The following is a 19,639-nucleotide window of genomic DNA, read 5'->3' on the forward strand; positions in this document are numbered from 1 at the left end:
CTTCTCGCGATGCCTCAGCTTTTCGGCGCAGCAAGCGCGGCTTTGATCAAGGCCTTGGCGTCGTCGCTGTCCCAGGCGGCGGGGCCGTTCATTGCCGAGATCAAGCAGCCCTTGTCATCCATCAGCAGTGTGACCGGCAGGCCAAAGGCGAGGCCTTCCTTCTTCAGGGTGTTGAACACGCCCATCGAGGCATCACGATAATAGCCGAGGTCGTTGACGCCTGTTTCGGTGAGGAAGGTTTTCGGCTTTTCGTCATCGCCCGTGTCGATGTTGATCGCCACGACCTCGAACTTGTCGCTGCCGAGCTCCTTTTCGAGCGCGTTGAGTGCCGGCATTTCCTCACGGCACGGCACGCACCAGGTGGCCCAGAGGTTGACGAGCAGGGTCTTGCCGGAAAAATCGGCGATCGTCTTCTTCTTGCCGTCGGGGCCGTCGAACACGAGATCGGGCAGCGCGCGATGCTCGTCGACCGTGCGCATGGCGGCGACCTGTCCCTTGGAAAAGGGTGTCAGGGCTTCGGCCTTCGCTGCGGTGGCCGTGCAGGCGGCGGGATCGGCGGAAGCGACCGCGCCATTGCCAGACAGGCTTTCCTTCACGTATATCGCTGCACCACCGGCGAGAAGTCCGGCGAGCCCGGCAATGGCGATCAGTTTTCCTGCCGGCAGGCCGAGTTTCTTCTTCACTGTCATTTCACTCTCCAGGACGGGACCCATGGCTGACGGCACTTCCGAGACGAAATCCTCGAACCAGATGTGGGGCGGCCGTTTCGCCTCGGGACCGGATGCGATCATGGAGGAGATAAATGCCTCCATCGGCTTCGACAAGAAGCTTTACGCCCAGGACATCCGCGGCTCAAAGGCGCATGCCGAAATGCTTAGCCACCAGGGCATCATTTCGGCGGACGATAAGGAAAAGATCGTTCACGGTCTCGACACGATCTTGTCAGAGATCGAAAGCGGCAATTTCGAGTTCTCGCGCCGCCTGGAAGACATTCACATGAATGTCGAGGCGCGGCTGGCGACGCTGATCGGTCCCGCCGCCGGACGCCTCCACACCGCCCGCTCGCGCAACGACCAGGTGGCGCTCGATTTCCGTCTGTGGGTGAAGGAAGAGCTGCAGAAGACGGAGAAGGCGCTGACGGGCCTCATCGCGGCCTTCCTCGACCGTGCCGAGGAGCACGCCGAAACCGTCATGCCCGGCTTCACCCACCTTCAGACCGCCCAACCCGTTACCTTCGGCCATCATTGCATGGCCTATGTCGAGATGTTCGGCCGCGACCGCCAGCGGGTGCGCCACGCCATCGAGCACCTCGATGAAAGCCCGATCGGTGCCGCCGCGCTTGCCGGCACGGGCTACAATATCGACCGACACATGACGGCGAAGGCGCTCGGCTTCCGCGAGCCGACCCGCAATTCCATCGATACCGTGTCGGACCGCGATTTCGCCCTGGAGTTCCTGTCGATTGCGGCGATTGCCGGCGTTCATCTGTCGCGCCTCGCCGAAGAGATCGTCATCTGGTCGACGCCGCAGTTCGGTTTCATCCGCCTGTCGGATGCCTTCTCCACCGGCTCCTCGATCATGCCGCAGAAGAAGAACCCGGATGCCGCCGAGCTGGTGCGTGCCAAGACCGGCCGCATCAACGGTTCGCTGATCGCACTCCTGACTGTCATGAAGGGTCTGCCGCTCGCCTATTCCAAGGACATGCAGGAAGACAAGGAACAGGTCTTCGACGCTGCCGAGAGCATCGAGCTGGCCATTGCCGCGATGACCGGCATGGTGCGCGACATGACCATTCGTACCGACAGGATGAAGGCGGCGGCCGGCTCCGGTTATTCCACTGCCACCGATCTTGCCGACTGGCTGGTGCGGGAAGCGGGACTTCCCTTCCGAGATGCCCATCATGTGACGGGCCGCGCCGTGGCGCTGGCCGAGAGCAAGGGCTGCGACCTTTCCGACCTGTCGCTCGAGGAGCTGCAGGCGATCCATGCCGCCATCACCGCCGACATCTTCAACGTCTTGACGGTCGAGGCCTCGGTCGCCAGCCGCAAGAGTTTTGGCGGTACCGCCCCTCTGGAGGTCCGCAAGCAGATCGCCTGGTGGCGGCAGCGCAACTGATCAGATTGCTTGCAGGACTCATCAGTAGATTAAGGGTGCACAAGGACGGGCGAATTCGCTAAGGATGATGCCCACCCGATCACCGGCATTTCCAGGGAACGCTTCATGACACGCATCGACATCGGCAGGCTGGCTCTCGCGCTCTGCCTTTCCGCAGCGGTTCTGACCGCCTGTGGTCGCAAGGGCGATCTCGACCTGCCGGGCGGGGCTCAACCGGTCGTGAAGACCGTCGATGGCAAGAAGGTCGAGCAGGTCGAAGACAAGCCTTTCATCCTCGACCCCCTTCTCTAGTTTTGACGCAGTTCCCAACGCAAGGCCGCCGCGCGGTTTTGCCGGAACTGCCCCTGTTTAACGGACGAGACCTGTGAACCATTTCGAGCATCGCGACGGCATCCTCTATGCGGAGGACGTGCCGGTTCCGGAAATCGCCAAGACGGTCGGCACGCCCTTCTACGTCTATTCGACGGCGACGCTGGAGCGTCACTACAAGGTCTTCGCCAAGGCCTTCGACGGTGTCGATGCCATGGTGTGCTACGCTATGAAGGCGAACTCGAACCAGGCGGTGCTGAAGACGCTTGCCCGGCTTGGCGCCGGCATCGACGTGGTCTCGGAAGGCGAACTGCGCCGGGCGCTGGCCGCCGGCGTTCCTGCCTCGCGCATCATGTTCTCCGGCGTCGGCAAGACGCCGCGCGAAATGGATCTGGCGCTTGAGGCCGGCATCTACTGCTTCAACGTCGAATCCGAGCCCGAGCTGGAGGTGCTGAATGCCCGCGCCGTGAAGGCCGGCAAGGTTGCGCACGTCTCCTTCCGCATCAATCCAGACGTCGACGCCCGCACGCATGCCAAGATCTCGACGGGCAAGAAGGAAAACAAGTTCGGCATTTCCTGGGAACGCGCCCGCGCCGTCTATGCCCGCGCCTCCAGCCTGCCGGGCATCAAGGTGACCGGTATCGACATGCATATCGGCAGCCAGATCACCGAGTTGCAACCCTTCGAGGATGCCTTCAAGCTCCTGCGCGAACTCGTCGATACGCTGCGTGCCGACGGACACACGATCGATCACGTCGATGTCGGCGGTGGTCTCGGGATTCCCTACAAGACGGACAATGCGCCGCCGCCGCTTCCGGATGCCTATGCCGAAATCGTCAAGAACCAGCTCAAGGGCCTGAACTGCAAGATCGTCACCGAGCCTGGCCGGTTGATAGTCGGCAATGCCGGCATCCTCGTCACCGAGGTGATCTACGTGAAGGATGGCGGCGAGAAGACTTTCGTCATCGTCGATGCGGCCATGAACGACCTCATCCGCCCGACGCTCTACGAGGCCTGGCACGAGATCCAGCCGGTCGTCATTTCGGCGGCCAGCGCGCCGCGCATCCGGGCGGACGTGGTGGGTCCCGTCTGCGAGACCGGTGACTATCTGGCGCAGGACCGAGAGATGGCGCAGCCGAAGCCCGGCGATCTCATTGCCGTCGGGTCCGCCGGTGCCTATGGCGCCGTGCAGGCGGGCACCTATAACAGCCGTCTGCTGGTACCGGAAGTGCTGGTCAACGGGGCCGAGTTCCATGTCGTGCGGCCACGCCTCAGCTATGACGACCTGATCGGCCTCGATTCGCTTCCGGACTGGCTCGCCTGACCTTCGCAAGTGCTAAACCAGGCTGCGCGCGCGATCACGATTTTGCGTGCGCCCTCGTCTTCGCCACAAAGCATGTTATCTTTTGGCGGTGACAACCTGCAGCGGAGAGCGGCGATCGATGGCGATTGACACGCAAGGACAGCGCGAGACGGAAGCGGCCGGCAACCCGGTGGCCCGACGGCTTGCGGGCAAACGCCTTGCCGCCCAGACCATCCTCTATCTGGAGGCGCTCGCCCCGCGGGTGCTGCCGATCCTGCTTCTCGTCGCGGCGTTTCTCGCGCTGACCTGGTTCGGCTATTTTCGCCATGTTCCCACCTGGCTGCATCTTGCGACGCTGGCCGGCTTCGCGCTTGGTCTTGCCGGTCTGCTCATTCGCCTGCGCGGTATCGGCTGGCCTTCGATTGACAGGGCCTATCGCATGCTGGAGGCGCGCAACGCGCTGGCTCATCAGGCGATCCGGGTGCAGGAAGATCGGCCGGCCGGTGGTGGTGCCGTTGCCGAAGCGCTGTGGCGCGAGCACCAGAGCCGTATGGCACGGATGATCGGCGCGCTCAGGACCGGTGCGCCTGAGCCGGACATTGCCCGTTATGACCGCCATGCCCTGCGCGCCGTGCCGCTGCTCCTTGTCGCCATCGCCTTTGCCTTCTCCTATTCCAATCGCGGTGGTCTTCTGGCGGATGTGGTTACCCTTCGCGCGCCTGCCGACACCGCGCCGGATGTGCGCATCGACGCCTGGGTGACGCCGCCGGCGCACACGTCGCGTGCACCCATTTTCCTGACCGGCAGCACGCAGGGCCAGCCGGGCGAGGCTGCCACGGGCGAGATTCGCATTCCGCAGTTCAGCGAATTGACCGTGCGCGTTACGGGTGGCGGCGGCGATGAGCCGGTGAGCTACCAGGTGACGGGCGAGGCCACGGCGACGGCCATACGCCCGGAGGCAGAAAAGCCGAAGGATGAAAAGGCCGAGGGCCCGAAGGCCGAAGCGAAGGTGCCGGTTGCCGCGGCCAATGGCGCCAAGACCATGCGCTACAAAATTCTGAAGGACGGCACGCTCTCGGTCGCCGGCCAGACCTGGGCGTTTGCGGTCATTCCGGACCGCGTTCCGGAAATCGCCTTCGATGGTATTCCGAAAAAGACCGTCGCGTCGGCGCTGGAGATTAGCTTCGTCGCCAAGGACGACTACGGAATCCAGGAGGCTCATGCGGAGATCGTGCCGGTCGAACAGCCGAAGGATGCACGTCCGCTCTATCCGCTGCCGGAGTACCGCCTCGACCTGCCGCGCCGCGCTGCGCGCGACGCCAAGGGCACGACAAGCCGCAACCTGTCCGAACATCCGCTCTCCGGCAAGCGCGTGAAGATCACGCTTGTTGCCAGGGATGCCGCCGGGCAGGAAGGGCGCAGCCAGCCCGTGGAGATGATCCTGCCGGCCAAGAACTTCTTCGAGCCGCTGGCCGGGGCCGTCGCTGAACAGCGGCAGGTCTTCGCACTCGATGCCAACCAGCTGCCGCATGCCATCGCGCTCAACGAGGCGCTGACGATCCGGCCGGAAGAGACGATCCCCAACCTCACGCATTACCTGCTGCTGCAATCGGCCAATGCGCGCATGAAACTTTCCCGCACGGACGACCAGATGCGCGAGACGGCGGACTATCTCTGGGAAATCGCCCTTGGCATCGAGGACGGCAACCTGTCTTTGGCTGATCGCCGGCTGCGCGAGGCGCAGAAGGCGCTCTCCGAGGCGCTGGAGCGCAATGCCTCCGACGAGGAGATCGCTGCGCTCATGAAGGAGCTGCGTGAGGCGATGCAGGCCTATATGGAGGAGCTTGCCCGCCAGGCGGCCAAGAATGGCCAGATGCAGCAGAACGCCCAGCAGCAGGGCCAGATACTGCGGCAGCAGGATTTGCAGCGCATGATGGATCAGATCGAGAATCTGGCCCGGTCCGGCGCGCGTGACCAGGCCCAGCAGATGCTCTCCGAACTGCAGCGCATGATGAACAACCTGCAGGCCGGTCGGCCGCAGCAGGGTCAGCAAGGCCAGCAGAACGACGCGATGCGCCAGCAGATGGACAAGCTCGGCCAGCTGATGCAGCAGCAGCAGAAATTGATGGAGCAGACCTTCCAGTTCGATCAGGCGTTGCGCGACCGCCAGCAGCGGGGCGGTCCGATGCCGGGCGAGGGCGAGGAAGGCCAGCAGCAACAGCAGCCGGGCGACAATGGCGCCGGTCAGCAGTCGACCGACCAGATGACGGCCGATCAGCTTCGTGAGGCGCTGAAGAAGCTTCAGGAGCAGCAGGATGGGCTCGGCAAGCAGCTCGGGGAGATCCAGGAGGCGCTGAAGGGCATGGGGCTTGAACCTGGCGAAGGCTTTGGTCAGGCCGGTCGTGAGATGAAGGGTGCTTCCGAAGCGCTGGGCGAGGGGCAGGGCGAATCGGCCGTTGGTAGCCAGGGCCGTGCACTGGAGGCACTCCGCCAGGGCGCGCAGAACATGATGAGCCAGATGCAGGCCATGGGGCAAGGGCAAGGCCAGGGGCCGGGCGAAGGCATACCGCAGGCCGGGCGCAACGGCCGCGACCCGCTGGGCCGAGAGCGCGCACTCAACGGACAGGGCCCCGACTTCGGCGGGCCGACCAAGGTTCCGGAAGAAATCGATATCCAGCGGGCGCGTGAAATTCTGGAAGAGATCCGTCGCCGTCTGGGTACCGGATCTGCGCCCGGTTTTGAACGGGATTATCTGGAGCGGCTGCTCGGAATCCGTTGAGGCGTGGTCAGGCGGCGAGTGCCGTTGCCACGGCGCGGCGGATGTCGGGCAGGCTGAATGGCTTGCTCACCACATCGACGATCTTCGAGGCAAGGTCGTCTGCCCGCTCGCGCTGTTCGGCATAGCCGGTCATCAGCAGGATTTTCAGCGCCGGATGGGCGGCTGACGCCTTGTGGGCGAGTTCGATGCCGTCCATCACAGGCATGCGGATATCGGACAGGAGGAGATCGAAACCGCCATCCGTCAGGGCGTCGAGTCCGGCTGCACCGTCCGGCGCTTCGACGGTCTCGTGGCCGTCCATGCGCAACGCCCGCGCCACGAAGGTGCGGAGCGAATCCTCGTCTTCGGTGATCAGGATCTTGGCCATCGGTTCCCCTTTCGGTCCGTTCATCCGGCCTTGTTCCGAGGGAACGGTAGGCCGGAGCGGTGCGCCGATTCCCGGTGCCGCTCCTTGAGTGAAAAGACCAGACTTTCCTTGTCGATCGGTAAACGGCCGATGGGGGAATCTGCGGTCAGGACAGCCTCAGGCGTCCGCGTCGCCCGTCACGATGCCGACGAAGGGCAGTTCGCGGAAGGCATAGGCGACGTCCATGCCGTAGCCGACGACGAAATGATCCGGGCATTCGAAACCGACATAATCGGCTTCGAGGTCGGTCTTGCGCTTCTCGCGCTTGTCGAGCAGCACGGCGATGGTGACGTTCTTGGCGCCGCGCTCGTACATCAGTTCCTTGGCGAAGCTGAGCGTGCGGCCGGATTCGAGGATATCGTCGATCAGGAGGATGTCACGGCCGTGTACGTCGCTATCGATGTCCTTGATGACCTTCACGCCCTGCGAAACGGTGCCGGCGCCGTAGCTCGACAGCGTGATGAATTCGACTTCCGGGGCAAGGCCGGCGGCGTGGAGGGCACGGGTGAGGTCGGCGGCGAAGATGAACGAGCCCTTGAGGACGGCGATGACGAGAAGGTCTTTCGTCGGCCCGCTGGCGATATCTGCCGCCAGTTCTTCGTTGCGCTTGGCGATCGTAGCGGCGTCGTAGAGCGTTTCGATCTTCTTTCCGCGGACAATCTGCATCGCGAGGCGGCTCCTTGGTCGTAGGCAGATCCGGCAAACCCGATGGTTTTGCGTGCGGAACTGGGAGAAACAAAGGAGCCGATTAGCACAGTCAGCGAGCGGGCGCACCCTCGGCGGCAAGCGAAACCGAGACTTTCGGTACTTTTCCGCCACTGTGCGGAATGCGCAACGCGAAGGTCTCGCTGGCACCTGGGGCGAGTGCGGCAGTTTCGAGCGAGAGACGGTGGCGGAGCGTCTTGCCAGCGCCTTCGAAGACGATGTCGACCGGCGGGACGGCGGCAGTGGTGTTGCCGCCATTGGTGAGGCGGCCATAGACGGCAAGCACCTTCATGCCGTTGCGGTCGTCGACTGTCGTGATGACGTCGGCTATGCGCAGTGTCTCGCCCGGCTCGTTCTCAGGGAGTGCGGCCTTCAGGGCGGAGAGCCCGCCGGCATAGGCAAAGACGAAGATGAAGGCTGTCGTCACGAGGCCGGCAAAGGCACGGCCTGGAAGAAGCTGCAGGCCAGCCTCGCACAGCCGGGCACTGGCCGTGGCGATGCGGAGCAGCAGGTGATGTAGCTGTTCGGCAGATGGTGCAGGGCGGGCGGCGCGGTGATTGTCATTGCTGGTGCGGGCGGCAGTGCTGCGAATGACGACGAAATCGGCATCGACCACTTCGAGACGTGCCGGAAACGGCTTTGCATTCCTGCGGGCTGGTGTCTTCGGTTCCGGCGGCAGAAGGTCGATCCGGCCCTTCGCCTCGCGTCTTGCCCTGAAGGCGTTCATCGCGACCTCCTCGTTCCGCCTGCGCCCTTCCGCGCAAAATCATCGGCGAAAAGTCGGGCATTGAATGAAATCCTTACCAAACGTAAACCATACTGGTTAATGCTTCGGAAACCCGACCGTGAAAGAGCCGTTTTCCTGTGCGACCTCGCCAGCGAACCTGCCTCGGCGGGCAAGGGTAACCCGCTTCTAGAACCGGATTGATCATTGATTCACTTCGAGAATGTCGGACTGCGCTATGGGATGGGCCCGGAGATCCTCCGCGACCTGACCTTCGATATTCCGCGCCGGTCTTTCCAGTTCCTCACGGGGCCTTCCGGTGCCGGCAAGACGACGCTGCTGCGTCTTCTCTTCCTCTCCCTGCAGCCGACACGCGGTATCATTCGCACCTTCGACCGGGAGATTTCCACCATTCCGCGCGACGAGCTGCCGATGTTGCGTCGGCGCATCGGCATCGTCTTCCAGGATTTTCGCCTGCTCGACCATCTCACGACCTATGAGAATGTCGCCCTTCCGCTGCGCGTGCGTGGCAAGGAGGAGGCGAGTTATCGCGCCGACGTGCTGGAACTCCTGAAATGGGTCGGGCTCGGGGAGCGAATCAACGTCCTGCCGCCGGTGTTGTCGGGCGGGGAAAAGCAGCGCGCGGCCATTGCCCGCGCCCTCATCGACCGGCCGGAACTGCTGCTTGCCGACGAGCCGACCGGCAATGTCGATCCGCCGATGGCGCGCCGGCTGCTGAGCCTCTTCCTCGAGTTGAACCGTCTCGGCACCGCCGTGGTGATCGCCACGCACGACCTGTCGCTGATGGACCAGGTGGAGGCCCGGCGCATGATCCTCTCGCAGGGACGGCTCGATATCTATGACTGACGCGCCGCACGATACCGCCCAGGACGCCCAGCCGGCGCGCCGGCCGGAAATGAAAGTGCGCCCGACGGCACCCATCGTGCCGCAGGCGAACGTGTCCGGCAACGCGCTGATGCTCGTCATCGCCATCATGGCCTTTCTGGCCTGCCTCACCTTTGGCGCGGTCAGCATGGTGCGGGCGACGGCGGCGAGCTGGCAGAGCCAGATCTCCCGCGAGATCACCATCCAGATCAAGCCCGACGACAATCTCGACATGGAGAAGGCGCTGACGGATGCGCGTGACCTCGCGCTAACCTTCTCCGGCACGCGCGACGGCACGATCGTCGACAAGACGGCGACGGCGCGGCTGCTCGAACCCTGGCTTGGGGAAGGGCTGAACATCGACGAACTGCCGGTGCCGCGTCTCGTCATCGTGACCATCGATGAGCAGAGCCCGCCGGATTTCATGGCAATGCGGGCAGCACTGGCGCAGAAGATCCCGACGGCCTTCCTCGACGATCACCGTACCTGGGTCGATCGCCTCGTCGCCATGGCGCGCACGACGGCCTTCATCGGTACCGGCGTGCTGGTGCTGGTCTTTTCCGCCATGGTGTTGACCGTCATCTTCGCAACGCGTGGCGCGCTTTCCGGCAACCGGCACATTGTCGAGGTGCTGCATTTCGTCGGCGCGGAGGCAAGCTTTGTCGCGTCCGAGTTCCAGAAGCATTTCCTGAAGATCAGCCTGAAGGGTTCGGTGGCCGGCGGGTTCCTGGCAGCCTTGTTCTTTGCCGTCGCCGGCTTCTGGCAGGGGCGCTCCATCGCGACCCCCCAGAGCGACCAGGCGACGGCCCTGTTCGGCACCTTCTCCATGGGGTTCACGGGCTATCTCGGCATTGCCGGCACGATTGTCGTCATCGCGCTGCTGACGACGCTGACGGCCCGTTTCACCGTCATGCGGACCATCCACGAGATCGACCAGATCCGTTCCGACCCATCTCGCACCGACCAACTGCCCGACCCATGAGCCGGCCCAGACGAACCGCTGCCGCGAAACGGACCATCGGTTGCCGCAATCACGTTCTATGGACGGAATCATGAACGCGCTTGAACGGGCAAAACCGGGTCTGCCGCAGGGCGTCCGGTCTGAGGGGGAGGGGCGGCGGCGCAAGGGCCCCGTCCGCCTTGCCGTGCGTGCGCTGCTCGCACTCATCCTGCTTGCCGCCGCGGCGGGTACCGGCGGCTTCCTCTATTTTGCCGAAACCGTCGCTGCGCTGGAAGCGCCGAGCGATCCGAAGGCCGATGCCATTGTGGTGTTGACCGGCGGCTACCAGCGTATCGACCGGGCAATCGGCCTGCTCAAGCAGGGAGCCGGGCAGCGGCTGCTGATCTCCGGCGTCAACCCCGCCACCAGCGGCAACCAGATCCGCAAACTCACCCAGAGCTCGTCGGCGCTTTTCGAATGCTGCGTCGACATGGGCTACGAGGCGGTGGATACGATTGGCAACGCCAACGAGACGGCGCGCTGGATCAGCGATCACCAGTTCCGCCGCGTGCTCGTCGTCACCAACAACTACCATATGCCGCGCAGCCTGCTGGAGTTGAAGGTCATCGATCCCCGGACGGAGTTCATCGCCTATCCGGTCGTCAATTCGGACCTGAAGAACGGCAACTGGTTGCGCCAGCCGGGCATCGTGAAGGCGATGTTGTCGGAGTACCTCAAGTACAGCCTTGCGCATATCCGTGCCTTTGCGGGGGCGGGCAACTGGTCTGGCCTTCGCGGCGACATGGCGGGCCTTTCCGGTGGTTGAGATCGCTGCAACGGGAGTTTCCCCGTCGTTGAATATCGTGTAGGGCGAAGGAACGCGTCCCGCTGACAGGCTGCCCGATGATCGCTTTCCGTTCCGTCCTCTTCAATACCCTCTTCTACCTGAACCTCATCTTACAGATGATCATCATGACGCCGGCCTATTTCCTGCTGCCGCGCAAAAAGGCCTATGGCGTCGCCAAGAACTGGGCGAGGAGCAATCACTGGCTCTTCGACAAAGTCGTCGGTACGACGTTCGAGATCGAAGGATTGGAGAATATCCCGGCCAATGGCGGTTACATCTTCGCACCGAAGCACCAGTCCTTCTGGGATGCCTATGCGCTGCTGCCCTGGCTCGACGATCCCTTCTACATCCTCAAGCGCGAGCTGACCTGGATTCCGCTCTTTGGCTGGTATCTGAAGAAGCAGCGCATGGTGCCGGTCGATCGCAGTGCGCGTGGCAAGGTCATGGCCGCCGTCATGCAGCGCACCAAGGAAGAGATGAATTCCGGCCGCCAGCTCATCATCTATCCGGAAGGCACCCGTCGCCCACCGGGCGCGACACCGGAATACAAATACGGCATCGCTCGCCTCTACCGGGATCTGCAGGTGCCTGTCGTGCCCGTCGTCATGCATCCGGGCCTGTTCTGGCCGCGCCGCAAGTTCATCCGTTATCCCGGCCACTTCAAGGTGCGTATCCTGCCGGCGATCGCGCCGGGCATGGATCCCGATGCCTTTCTCGCCCATCTCGTCGAGGTGATGGAGACGGCGAGCGACCGGCTGCTGGTGGAAACCGTCGCGGCAAATCCAAACCTGCCCCTGCCGCCGACGGCCGAGCAGCGGCTGGCGGAGCTGAAGGCGCACACCGCCTGATCAGGCGGGGCCTTGCGTGTGGAGGTTTTCCGCGGTGCGGCCGACGTCCTCCAGCCAATGGTCGCGGATACCCATGGCGCGCAGATGCGTCAGCGTGTTGCGCACATAGTCGATGTTGTGGCCGGACTTGCCGATGGCAGCGCTGACGGTCGTCGCCGCCTCCTCGATGGAGAGCGAGCCGGCGAACTGGTGATGGGCACGGTCGCAGATGTAAGCGAGCGTCGAGACGCGCCGGCCGTCGCCCAGCGTCGCGGCAAGTGTGCGCTCCTTGTAGACATGGGTCACCAGTTCCCGCTCGCGCAGGTAATCGACCACGGCCTCCTGGCTTGCGGGGGCAATGCGGAAGGCGACGCCGCGGCAGGAGCCGCCGCGATCGAGGCCCAGCACGAGGCCGGGCTTGGCCTCGGTGCCGCGATGGACCCAGGAGCGCACGCAGAGCGAACGGCGGAAGCCGAAGAGATGGGCCGGCTGCTGTTCCTCGAATTCGAAGCCCGGATTCCACATCAGCGAACCGTAGCCAAAAACCCAGAATTCGTTCATATCCACCGTCACTTGGACCATCTCTCAAAAAGCCGCCGCAATTGCCGGCTTTGACGCGCTTGCGGGCAAATCATGTCCGCCACCATTGGAGAACAGCATGGCATCGTCAAGCCACACCGGCACATCCGGCGTCACGCGCAAACTCGTCCGGCTCGCCGTTGCCGTCGTTCTCGTCGTCGCGCTCTATACGGGCGGATGGTTCTATGCCGCAAGCTGGTTGAAGGACACGCTGGATCGGCAGCTCACTGCATCCCTACAGGGCATGCATTCGGCCTCGTGCAGCAACCTTTCCGTCCGCGGCTTCCCGTTCCGCATCGGCCTGTTTTGCGATGCGGTCGGTATCGACGATCGCCCGGCGGGTCTTTCGGCGACCTTCGGCGCGCTTCGCTCGGCTGCGCAGGTCTATCGCCCCGGCCATGCGGTCGTCGAGCTTGACGGGCCGGCGCAGGTGCGCGTGACGCCCGATCTCGTCTTCGACGCAAACTGGGACCTCATGCGGGCAAGCGGCACTGCCTGGACGAACGGGCTCGATCGCGCCTCGGTTGCCTATGACGGGCTGAAGGGCCGGCTCAACGTGCCCTCGGAGGCCGTGTCGCTTGGCGTGACGGCTGCCCACGGCGAAAAGCACATCCGCCAGTCGGGCGGTGCGCTCGATGTCGCCGCCTCCTTCGACGCGCTCTCGCTCGATCTTGGCGACAGGGTGCTGCCGCCGCTTGATGTTGCGGCCGACATGACTATTGCCGATGCGGCAACATGGATTTCCGCCGAAGGGCCGCCGGCTGGTGCGCCGCTCGGCGCGAATGTGGAGCTGCGCCGCCTGTCGCTCGACCTCGGTGACGGCAAGGTGGCGAGCCTTTCCGGCCCGCTCAGGGTGGGCGACGATGGGTATCTCTCTGGTACGCTCGATCTCGACATTGCCGGCATCACGGTCTGGCGCGACCGGATTTCCGAGGCCTTTCCGGAGATCGCGGAAACGGCGACGCAGGTCGCACAGGTGATCGAAGGCCTCTCGAAGGGTGGCGACCGGGCCGTGGTAAAACTCAATGTGCAGGAAGGGACCGTTTATCTTGGCCTCTTCCCGATCGCCTTCATCCCACCGGTCTGACGCCTCGTTCCGACGGGACCCTGTGGAAAATGCTCAGCCCTTCTTGTCGGCGACCGGCCGGCCGAAGTTCGGTGCGGATGTGTCCTGGCCTGCATCGATGATCGAGCGGCGGATGGCGCGGGTGCGCGTGAACAGGTCGAAGAGCTTTTCGCCGTCGCCCCAGCGAATGGCGCGCTGCAGATAGGCGAGGTCCTCGGAAAAACGCGCCAGCATTTCAAGGATCGCGTCCTTGTTATGCAGGCAGACGTCCCGCCACATGGTCGGATCCGAGGCGGCGAGGCGGGTGAAATCGCGGAAGCCCGAGGCCGAGTATTTGATGACTTCCGATTCCGTCACGGTCTCGAGGTCGTCGGCTGTGCCGACGATGTTGTAGGCGATGATATGCGGCAGGTGCGAGACGATGGCGAGCACCTTGTCGTGATGCTCCGTATCCATTTCATCGACCTTCGAGCCGAGGGCTTCCCAGAAGGCGGCGAGCCGGCGCTTGGCTTCCTTGTCTGTGCCGTGCACGGGCGTGAGGATGCACCAGCGGTTCTGGAAGAGTTCGGCAAAGCCGGCGTCCGGACCGGAATGCTCGGTGCCTGCCAGCGGGTGGCCGGGGATAAAATGTACGTTCTTCGGCATATGCGGCAGCATCTGTGCGACGACCGAGGCCTTGGTGGAGCCGACATCGGTGACGATGGCGCCGGACTTCAGGTGAGGAGCGATGTCCTCCGCGACCTTGCCGGAGGCGCCGACGGGCACCGACACGATGACGAGATCGGCGTCTTCGACGGCTTTGCCGGCGTCGTGGACGTAATCGGTGCCGAGCTCGAGTTCGCGGGCGCGGTCGAGCGTCTCCTGGCTGCGGCTCGAAATGGTGACGGTCTTGGCAAGGCCCTTCGCCTTGACGGCGCGGGCGATGGAAGAGCCGATGAGGCCGATGCCGATCAGCGTGATCTTGTCGAAATGTCCGTCCGTCATGCCCTTCGCCCTTCGTTTCCGCGTGGGCCCGCTCTAGCGGGCGGGCCGGCATTTGTCGAGGGGATCAGCGTTGCGCGCGCTCGCGCGTCGTCGGCACGCCGTGTGGGGCGAGCACGGGCACGAAGACGCGACGTGAGGCGCGTGCGGCAACGGGCAAGCCCTGGTAGAGCCGCTTCTGTGCCTCGACGATGATGACGCCGGAGAACATCGGCCAGAGCGTTCGGCCTAGCCGTTCGAAGGCGCCTCGTAATTTCTGCACGCTGCGCAGCTTGGAGGGCGGAAAGAACAGCGCCTCGGCCGAGGCGCCGGGCGTAAAGTTGGTCTCGCGCAACAGCGCGGTCAGCTGGCGGCGCGAATAGGGCCGGCCGGAGCCGAAGGGTGTGTGCTCCATGCGTGCCCAGACGCCACGCCGGTTCGGCACGACGATGACGAGCCGCCCGCCGGGGGCGAGCACGCGCCAGAGTTCCTTCATCGTCTCGCGCGGGTTTTCCGCAAACTCCAGCGAATGCACCATCAGAATGCGATCGACAGAAGCGTCCGGCAGTGGCAGTTCTTCGTCGAAGACCAGGGCCGTGGAGGAGAGCTCACTCGGCGGCCAGTTCACCGCACCCTGGCCCGCCGGCATGAAGGCGAAGGTGCGCTCCGTATCGGCGCGGAACCGTTCCAGATAGGGCACGGCATAGCCGAGCCCGACCAGCCGTTCGTCTGGCAGGCGCGCCCAGAGCGAAGCGAGTGCCATCGCGATCGAATGATCGGCGAGGCGCCCGAGCGGCGAGTGGTAGAATTCGCGAAGGTCGACAATATCGGCATGCATGACCTGAATGTGCGCGATGGGCTGGTGGACTTCAAGGCCGATTGCCTTACATTCCCGCCGACCGCTCTGCCAATGCGATGAGGAATGCACCATGATCCCGCTGGAAATAGACCTCTTTCCCTGCCGCAGCGACAATTTCGGCGTGCTGCTGCATGATCCGGCAACGGGGGCAACCGCGAGCATCGACGCACCGGAGGAAAAGCCGATCCTCGACGCGCTCGCCCGCCGCGGCTGGGCGCTCAGCCACATTTTTACGACGCACCATCACAACGACCATGTCGAGGCCAATCTTGCGCTGAAGGAGCGTTTCGGTGTGACGATCATCGGTCCGGTGCGCGAGACGATCCCGGGTATCGATCGCAAGGTGGATGGTGGCGACAGCTTTGACTTCGCCGGCCGGCGCGTCGAGGTCATCCTGACGCCGGGGCATACGGCAGGACATATCTGTTTCCATCTGCCGGCGGAAAAGCTGCTCTTTGCGGCTGACACGCTTTTCGCGCTCGGCTGCGGCCGGCTCTTCGAGGGCACGCCGGCGCAGATGTGGGAGTCGCTGTCCAAGCTCGCCGTGCTGCCGGACGAAACGACCGTCTATTTCGGCCATGAATACACGCTCTCCAATGCGCGTTTTGCCAGGACCGTCGATCCGGACAATGCCGTGCTTGCAAGCCGCGTGGCGGAAATCGAGGCGATCAGGGCGGCTGGCGGCTTTACCGCGCCGACGACCATCGGCCTTGAAAAGGCAACCAATCCCTTCCTGAGGGCTGCCGAACCCTCGATCCGCCGCCATCTCGGCATGGCGGAAGCGCGTGACGCCGAGGTCTTTGCGGAAATCCGTGCGCGCAAGGACCGGTTCTGATGACGCCGCAGGATATCATTGCCCGGCTCGGCATGGAGCGCCATCCGGAAGGCGGCTGGTATGTGCAGACCTTTCGCGACACAGCGGGTGGCACGCGCGGGCATTCGACGGCGATCTACTACCTCCTGGAGCGGGGTGAGCGCTCGCACTGGCATCGGGTGGTGGATGCGGTCGAGGTCTGGCACCATTATGCCGGTGGGCCCCTGGCGCTTTCGGTGAGCGACGGTATGGAGCGGGCGGAGGCTCAGGTGCTCGGGCCGGATCTTGCTGCCGGCGAGCGGCCGCAGATCATCGTGCCGGCGAACTGGTGGCAATCGGCCGAGCCGCTCGGCGATTGGACGCTGGTTGGCTGCACGGTCTCGCCGGGCTTCCTCTTCTCATCCTTCGAGATGGCGCCTGCCGGCTGGGAGCCGGGTGCCTGATCAGGCCGGGCTTGCTGCGGTCTTGCGGAAGATCATGTCCTTGGCGGCGAGGATGGCACCGCCCGTCACCAGCAGGCAGGCAAGGCCGATGCGCCAGGATGGTTCGGCAAAGCCGCTGAGAATCAGCACGAGCGTCGAGAGCAGCGGTGCGGCATAGCTTGCGGCCCCGAGGATCTGGATGTCGCCGTTCTTGACGCCGAAATCCCAGGCATAGAAGGCCGCGCCGACCGGCAGCAGGCCGAGCCCGGCGATGGCGAGCCATTCGAAGCCTGTCTGCGGCCAGACGGTGGTTTCCAGCATCAGGTGGCAGAGAAGCGAAAGAAGGGCGGTTGCGAGGCAGAAGCCGGTTACCACATCCGTCGAGACCGCCTCGAAGCGGCGGGTGAGCAGCGAGTAGCCCGACCAGGTGAAGGCACAGAGAAAGGCTGCTCCATAGCCGATGAGGTAGGCCTCGTCGAAGGCGAAGCCGTTGCGGCCGACGATGAGCACCGTGCCGCCGAGGCCGAGAAACGCGCCGACGACATGGTTCCACTTCAGCTTTTCACCCGGCAGCAGCGCCGAGCCGACGACGATGAGGAGCGGCCAGAGATAGGCGATGAGGCCGGCTTCCACGGCCGGCGCGTTGCGCAGCGCGGTGAAATACAGGAAGTGATAGCCGAAGAGGCCGAGGATGCCCGTGACCCAGACCTTCGCCGGCTGCCGGAGCAGCCTGGCGCGCTCCGGCCGGGCGATGAGCACGAGCATGCCGGGCAGGCTTCCGATGAGGAAGCAGACGGCCGAGAGCTGGAAAGGTGGCATCTTGCCGGAGGCCGCGGTGAAGAGCGCGAGCAGCGACCACATCAGGATCGCCGAAAAGCCAATCAGGGTTGCACGCGTCTTCAAGGCCGATCACTCCGGTCGTCCGACCGGAGCCATGTGTCAACCGCCGAAGCGCGTGGCCGAGACGGTGACAGGGCCGAGCTTGGTCGGAATCTGCACATAGACCGGAGCATATACCTTCGCTCCCTCGGCCTTGGCAAACCAGATTTCCATCGTCTTCAGCTTGCGCAGATATTCCACGTCGTCACGGCCCTTCTTGTAGCCGGATTTCGGGACGAAGCGGATGCCGCAGACGACGACCTCTCCCTCGAAGCCCTTGGTGGAATAGGGCTTGGTACCCTTGGAGCTCAGCTTCAGGTCGAGGCGGCTCTCGCCGTCGAAGATCGGCAACGTCTTCGGGCAGACACGGCTTCCTTCCGGGATGATGAGGCCAGAGATCGGGTCGAGCACGGCGCGCATGTCGGCGGTGGAGACGGGCACCCAGTTCTTCGGCTTGCGCCGCGGCGGCGTCATGCTGGCGGTGATGACATTGCCGTTGTGGAAGGTCACGTCGATGGCGCGGCTGCGCTTGCCGCTCTTGTAGTTCACCGAATAGTTCGTGGCGTGCAGCCGGCCGCGGCTGACGGTGCCGGAAACCGATGTCGTACCCTTGGTGCTCGAGAAGATATCGGCAAGGCCGGCCGATTGCATGCTGCCGGAAATCGTGTAGCGGTTGCCGTTGAAGGCCGAGCGGAAGGTGGCGGTGGCCACAGGCAGGCCGGACAGGCGGATGCTGTAATCCGTGCGGTGCTCGATTTCCGCCGAGGAAAGCGGCGTCGCGCCACCCGCCAGGGCAACCGACATGACTGCGCCTGCAACCCAAACCCGCCCGTTCATCTTCACGACTCCCATTGAGACGCTCCGCCTAGTCTGCCATTGCGGCGATTCTACGCCGTGGCAAAAGCCCGATCCATTTGCTCTTGCCTGCAAATCATGGCCCTTGGCAACTGAATTCCCGATGAACGGCAGGTTTGGCTTGACGTCGGCGTCGCGTGTGACTATAGAACCGCGACTTTCCAAAAAGGCCAGACGGACTGCGGCCGGTTTCGGTGCCGGAAACGTATTGTCCTGAACCAAGAAAAATAGGTGTACCATGTCCCGTAGTTGCGAATTGACCGGCAAGGGCGTCCAGTCGGGCAACAATGTGAGCCACGCAAACAACAAGACGAAGCGCAAGTTCCTGCCGAACCTGTGCAATGTCACGCTGATTTCCGATGCCCTCGGCCAGCGTTTCCGTCTTCGCGTTTCCGCTGCTGCCCTCCGCTCGGTCGAGCACCGCGGTGGCCTCGACGCCTTCCTTCTGAAGGCTGAAGAGAACGAACTGTCGATGCGCGCTCGCCTGCTGCGCCGCCAGATCGCCAAGAAGACCGCTGCTGCTGTCGCTGCCTGATTTCAGGCCCTAAGCTGCGCTGCTTTTATTGAGGCTTGACCGGGTTCCGGCCAGGCCTCAATGCTGTGTGCATAGCGTGGCGCAAAAAGCGCAATTCCGGGCGCAACTCCTGGAATTGCTTCATCCACTCCAGCTGGTGGCATCACCCAGGGTAAAAAAATGCAAGCGAACCGCATTACGATTCTCTATGTCCTCCTGATGACGGCCGTCGTCGTCGCGTCAAACGTGCTCGTGCAATACCCGCTCTCAGGCGAACTGTTCGGCATCGCCCTCGGCGATCTCCTGACCTATGGCGCCTTCACCTATCCGGTCGCCTTCCTCATCACGGACCTCACCAACCGCCAGTTCGGGCCGCGTGTCGCGCGCCGTGTCGTTGCGGCCGGTTTCCTCGTGGCAGTGGTGTTCTCCTTCGCGGTCGCCTCGCCGCGTATCGCGATCGCGTCCGGCTCGGCTTTCCTGTTCGGCCAGTTGCTCGACATCTCCGTCTTCAACCAGCTCCGCCGGCAGGCCTGGTGGCGCGCGCCGCTGATCGCCTCGCTGATCGGCTCGCTGCTGGATACGATCCTGTTCTTTTCCCTCGCCTTCGCGCCGGCCTTTTCCATCTTCGGACCGAACGATGCCTTTGCCATCGAATGGGCGCCGGTACTGGGTGTTCTCACCGCGGAAGCTCCGCGCTGGGTATCCTGGGCGTTCGGGGACTTTACGGTAAAGATGCTGGTCGGTATCGCCATGCTGCTGCCCTATGGCGCGCTGATGAGCAGGCTGAAGCCGATGCCGGGTGTTGAAAAGACCACTTGAGACGAGTGGAAATGGTGAATGAAGAAGAGCCG

General features: G+C 63.9%; 22 protein-coding genes. 13 read left to right on the plus strand and 9 right to left on the minus strand.

The genetic code is table 11. The features are described 5' to 3' along the window. Positions 1–14: 14 nt before the first annotated feature. Entirely contained in the window at positions 15–689 is a 675-nt protein-coding gene (gene tlpA / locus P9A16_RS22905; protein ID WP_023513171.1) for a thiol:disulfide interchange protein TlpA, read from the minus strand. 22 nt (positions 690–711) lie between these two features. On the opposite strand from tlpA, the gene argH reads away from it, so the two are divergent. The 4 genes from argH to P9A16_RS22925 all read left to right on the plus strand — a co-directional run bounded on the left by argH (position 712) and on the right by P9A16_RS22925 (position 6,506). Beyond that, entirely contained in the window at positions 712–2,115 is a 1,404-nt protein-coding gene (argH, locus tag P9A16_RS22910; protein ID WP_023513172.1) for an argininosuccinate lyase, read from the plus strand. 105 nt (positions 2,116–2,220) lie between these two features. After that, complete coding sequence (gene lptM / locus P9A16_RS22915) at positions 2,221–2,406, plus strand: LPS translocon maturation chaperone LptM (protein ID WP_023513173.1); 186 nt, start codon at positions 2,221–2,223, stop codon at positions 2,404–2,406. 73 nt (positions 2,407–2,479) lie between these two features. Then, positions 2,480–3,748, plus strand: coding sequence for a diaminopimelate decarboxylase (lysA, locus tag P9A16_RS22920; RefSeq protein WP_023513174.1), 1,269 nt, complete (start codon positions 2,480–2,482; stop codon positions 3,746–3,748). Positions 3,749–3,866: 118 nt separating this feature from the next. Continuing rightward, the gene (locus P9A16_RS22925) at positions 3,867–6,506 is read left to right on the plus strand and encodes a TIGR02302 family protein (protein ID WP_023513175.1); all 2,640 of its coding nucleotides are present in this window, start codon (positions 3,867–3,869) and stop codon (positions 6,504–6,506) included. A 7-nt stretch (positions 6,507–6,513) separates the two neighbouring features. On the opposite strand, the gene P9A16_RS22930 is transcribed toward P9A16_RS22925, so the two are convergent. The 3 genes from P9A16_RS22930 to P9A16_RS22940 form a co-directional block, all read right to left on the minus strand. Further along, entirely contained in the window at positions 6,514–6,873 is a 360-nt protein-coding gene (locus P9A16_RS22930; RefSeq protein ID WP_023513176.1) for a response regulator, read from the minus strand. 156 nt (positions 6,874–7,029) lie between these two features. Beyond that, a complete protein-coding gene (hpt, locus tag P9A16_RS22935; RefSeq protein WP_023513177.1) occupies positions 7,030–7,578 on the minus strand; it encodes a hypoxanthine phosphoribosyltransferase in 549 nt (182 codons plus the stop codon). A 91-nt stretch (positions 7,579–7,669) separates the two neighbouring features. Next, positions 7,670–8,344, minus strand: a complete 675-nt coding sequence (locus P9A16_RS22940; RefSeq protein WP_023513178.1) for a hypothetical protein — start codon at positions 8,342–8,344, stop codon at positions 7,670–7,672. Between the two features lie 204 nt (positions 8,345–8,548). Between P9A16_RS22940 and ftsE the strand changes: the two genes are divergently transcribed. The 4 genes from ftsE to P9A16_RS22960 all read left to right on the plus strand — a co-directional run bounded on the left by ftsE (position 8,549) and on the right by P9A16_RS22960 (position 11,861). Further along, positions 8,549–9,208 (plus strand): cell division ATP-binding protein FtsE, encoded by a 660-nt coding sequence (gene ftsE / locus P9A16_RS22945; RefSeq protein WP_023513179.1) that lies wholly within the window; start codon positions 8,549–8,551, stop codon positions 9,206–9,208. Then, positions 9,201–10,208 carry a cell division protein FtsX gene (locus P9A16_RS22950; protein WP_023513180.1) on the plus strand — a complete coding sequence of 336 codons (1,008 nt, stop codon included), beginning with the start codon at positions 9,201–9,203 and terminating at the stop codon, positions 10,206–10,208. Before ftsE ends, P9A16_RS22950 begins: the two co-directional genes overlap by 8 nt. A gap of 70 nt (positions 10,209–10,278) precedes the next feature. Further along, complete coding sequence (locus tag P9A16_RS22955) at positions 10,279–10,992, plus strand: YdcF family protein (RefSeq protein ID WP_023513181.1); 714 nt, start codon at positions 10,279–10,281, stop codon at positions 10,990–10,992. Positions 10,993–11,069: 77 nt separating this feature from the next. Next, positions 11,070–11,861, plus strand: a complete 792-nt coding sequence (locus P9A16_RS22960; RefSeq protein WP_024270158.1) for a lysophospholipid acyltransferase family protein — start codon at positions 11,070–11,072, stop codon at positions 11,859–11,861. Here the strand turns inward: P9A16_RS22960 and P9A16_RS22965 are convergent, their stop codons facing one another. Continuing rightward, positions 11,862–12,413, minus strand: coding sequence for a gamma-glutamylcyclotransferase (locus P9A16_RS22965; protein ID WP_037405721.1), 552 nt, complete (start codon positions 12,411–12,413; stop codon positions 11,862–11,864). It abuts the gene before it with no gap. Between the two features lie 85 nt (positions 12,414–12,498). Here P9A16_RS22965 and P9A16_RS22970 point away from each other — a divergent pair, with 85 nt between their 5' ends. After that, complete coding sequence (locus P9A16_RS22970) at positions 12,499–13,506, plus strand: DUF2125 domain-containing protein (RefSeq protein WP_023513753.1); 1,008 nt, start codon at positions 12,499–12,501, stop codon at positions 13,504–13,506. Positions 13,507–13,539: 33 nt separating this feature from the next. Here P9A16_RS22970 and P9A16_RS22975 read toward each other — a convergent pair whose 3' ends face one another. Next, entirely contained in the window at positions 13,540–14,469 is a 930-nt protein-coding gene (locus P9A16_RS22975; RefSeq protein WP_023513754.1) for a prephenate/arogenate dehydrogenase family protein, read from the minus strand. A gap of 64 nt (positions 14,470–14,533) precedes the next feature. Next, positions 14,534–15,283 carry a class I SAM-dependent methyltransferase gene (locus P9A16_RS22980; protein WP_023513755.1) on the minus strand — a complete coding sequence of 250 codons (750 nt, stop codon included), beginning with the start codon at positions 15,281–15,283 and terminating at the stop codon, positions 14,534–14,536. A 91-nt stretch (positions 15,284–15,374) separates the two neighbouring features. Here P9A16_RS22980 and gloB point away from each other — a divergent pair, with 91 nt between their 5' ends. Beyond that, complete coding sequence (gene gloB / locus P9A16_RS22985) at positions 15,375–16,139, plus strand: hydroxyacylglutathione hydrolase (protein WP_023513756.1); 765 nt, start codon at positions 15,375–15,377, stop codon at positions 16,137–16,139. After that, positions 16,139–16,561 (plus strand): cupin domain-containing protein, encoded by a 423-nt coding sequence (locus P9A16_RS22990; protein WP_023513757.1) that lies wholly within the window; start codon positions 16,139–16,141, stop codon positions 16,559–16,561. The genes gloB and P9A16_RS22990 overlap by 1 nt, the downstream gene beginning before the upstream one ends. Here P9A16_RS22990 and yddG read toward each other — a convergent pair whose 3' ends face one another. Then, positions 16,562–17,443, minus strand: a complete 882-nt coding sequence (gene yddG / locus P9A16_RS22995; protein WP_023513758.1) for an aromatic amino acid exporter YddG — start codon at positions 17,441–17,443, stop codon at positions 16,562–16,564. A 36-nt stretch (positions 17,444–17,479) separates the two neighbouring features. Beyond that, positions 17,480–18,271: a DUF3108 domain-containing protein gene (locus P9A16_RS23000; RefSeq protein WP_023513759.1), complete on the minus strand. Its 792-nt coding sequence runs from the start codon at positions 18,269–18,271 to the stop codon at positions 17,480–17,482. A gap of 241 nt (positions 18,272–18,512) precedes the next feature. Here P9A16_RS23000 and rpmB point away from each other — a divergent pair, with 241 nt between their 5' ends. Both rpmB and P9A16_RS23010 read left to right on the plus strand, forming a co-directional pair. Then, positions 18,513–18,809, plus strand: coding sequence for a 50S ribosomal protein L28 (rpmB, locus tag P9A16_RS23005; protein ID WP_024270157.1), 297 nt, complete (start codon positions 18,513–18,515; stop codon positions 18,807–18,809). Positions 18,810–18,968: 159 nt separating this feature from the next. Then, the gene (locus P9A16_RS23010; protein ID WP_023516504.1) at positions 18,969–19,607 is read left to right on the plus strand and encodes a VUT family protein; all 639 of its coding nucleotides are present in this window, start codon (positions 18,969–18,971) and stop codon (positions 19,605–19,607) included. Positions 19,608–19,639: the final 32 nt, after the last annotated feature.

Origin of the sequence: Shinella sp. 838 (genome assembly GCF_029623935.1) — a bacterium.
Lineage (GTDB): Bacteria > Pseudomonadota > Alphaproteobacteria > Rhizobiales > Rhizobiaceae > Shinella.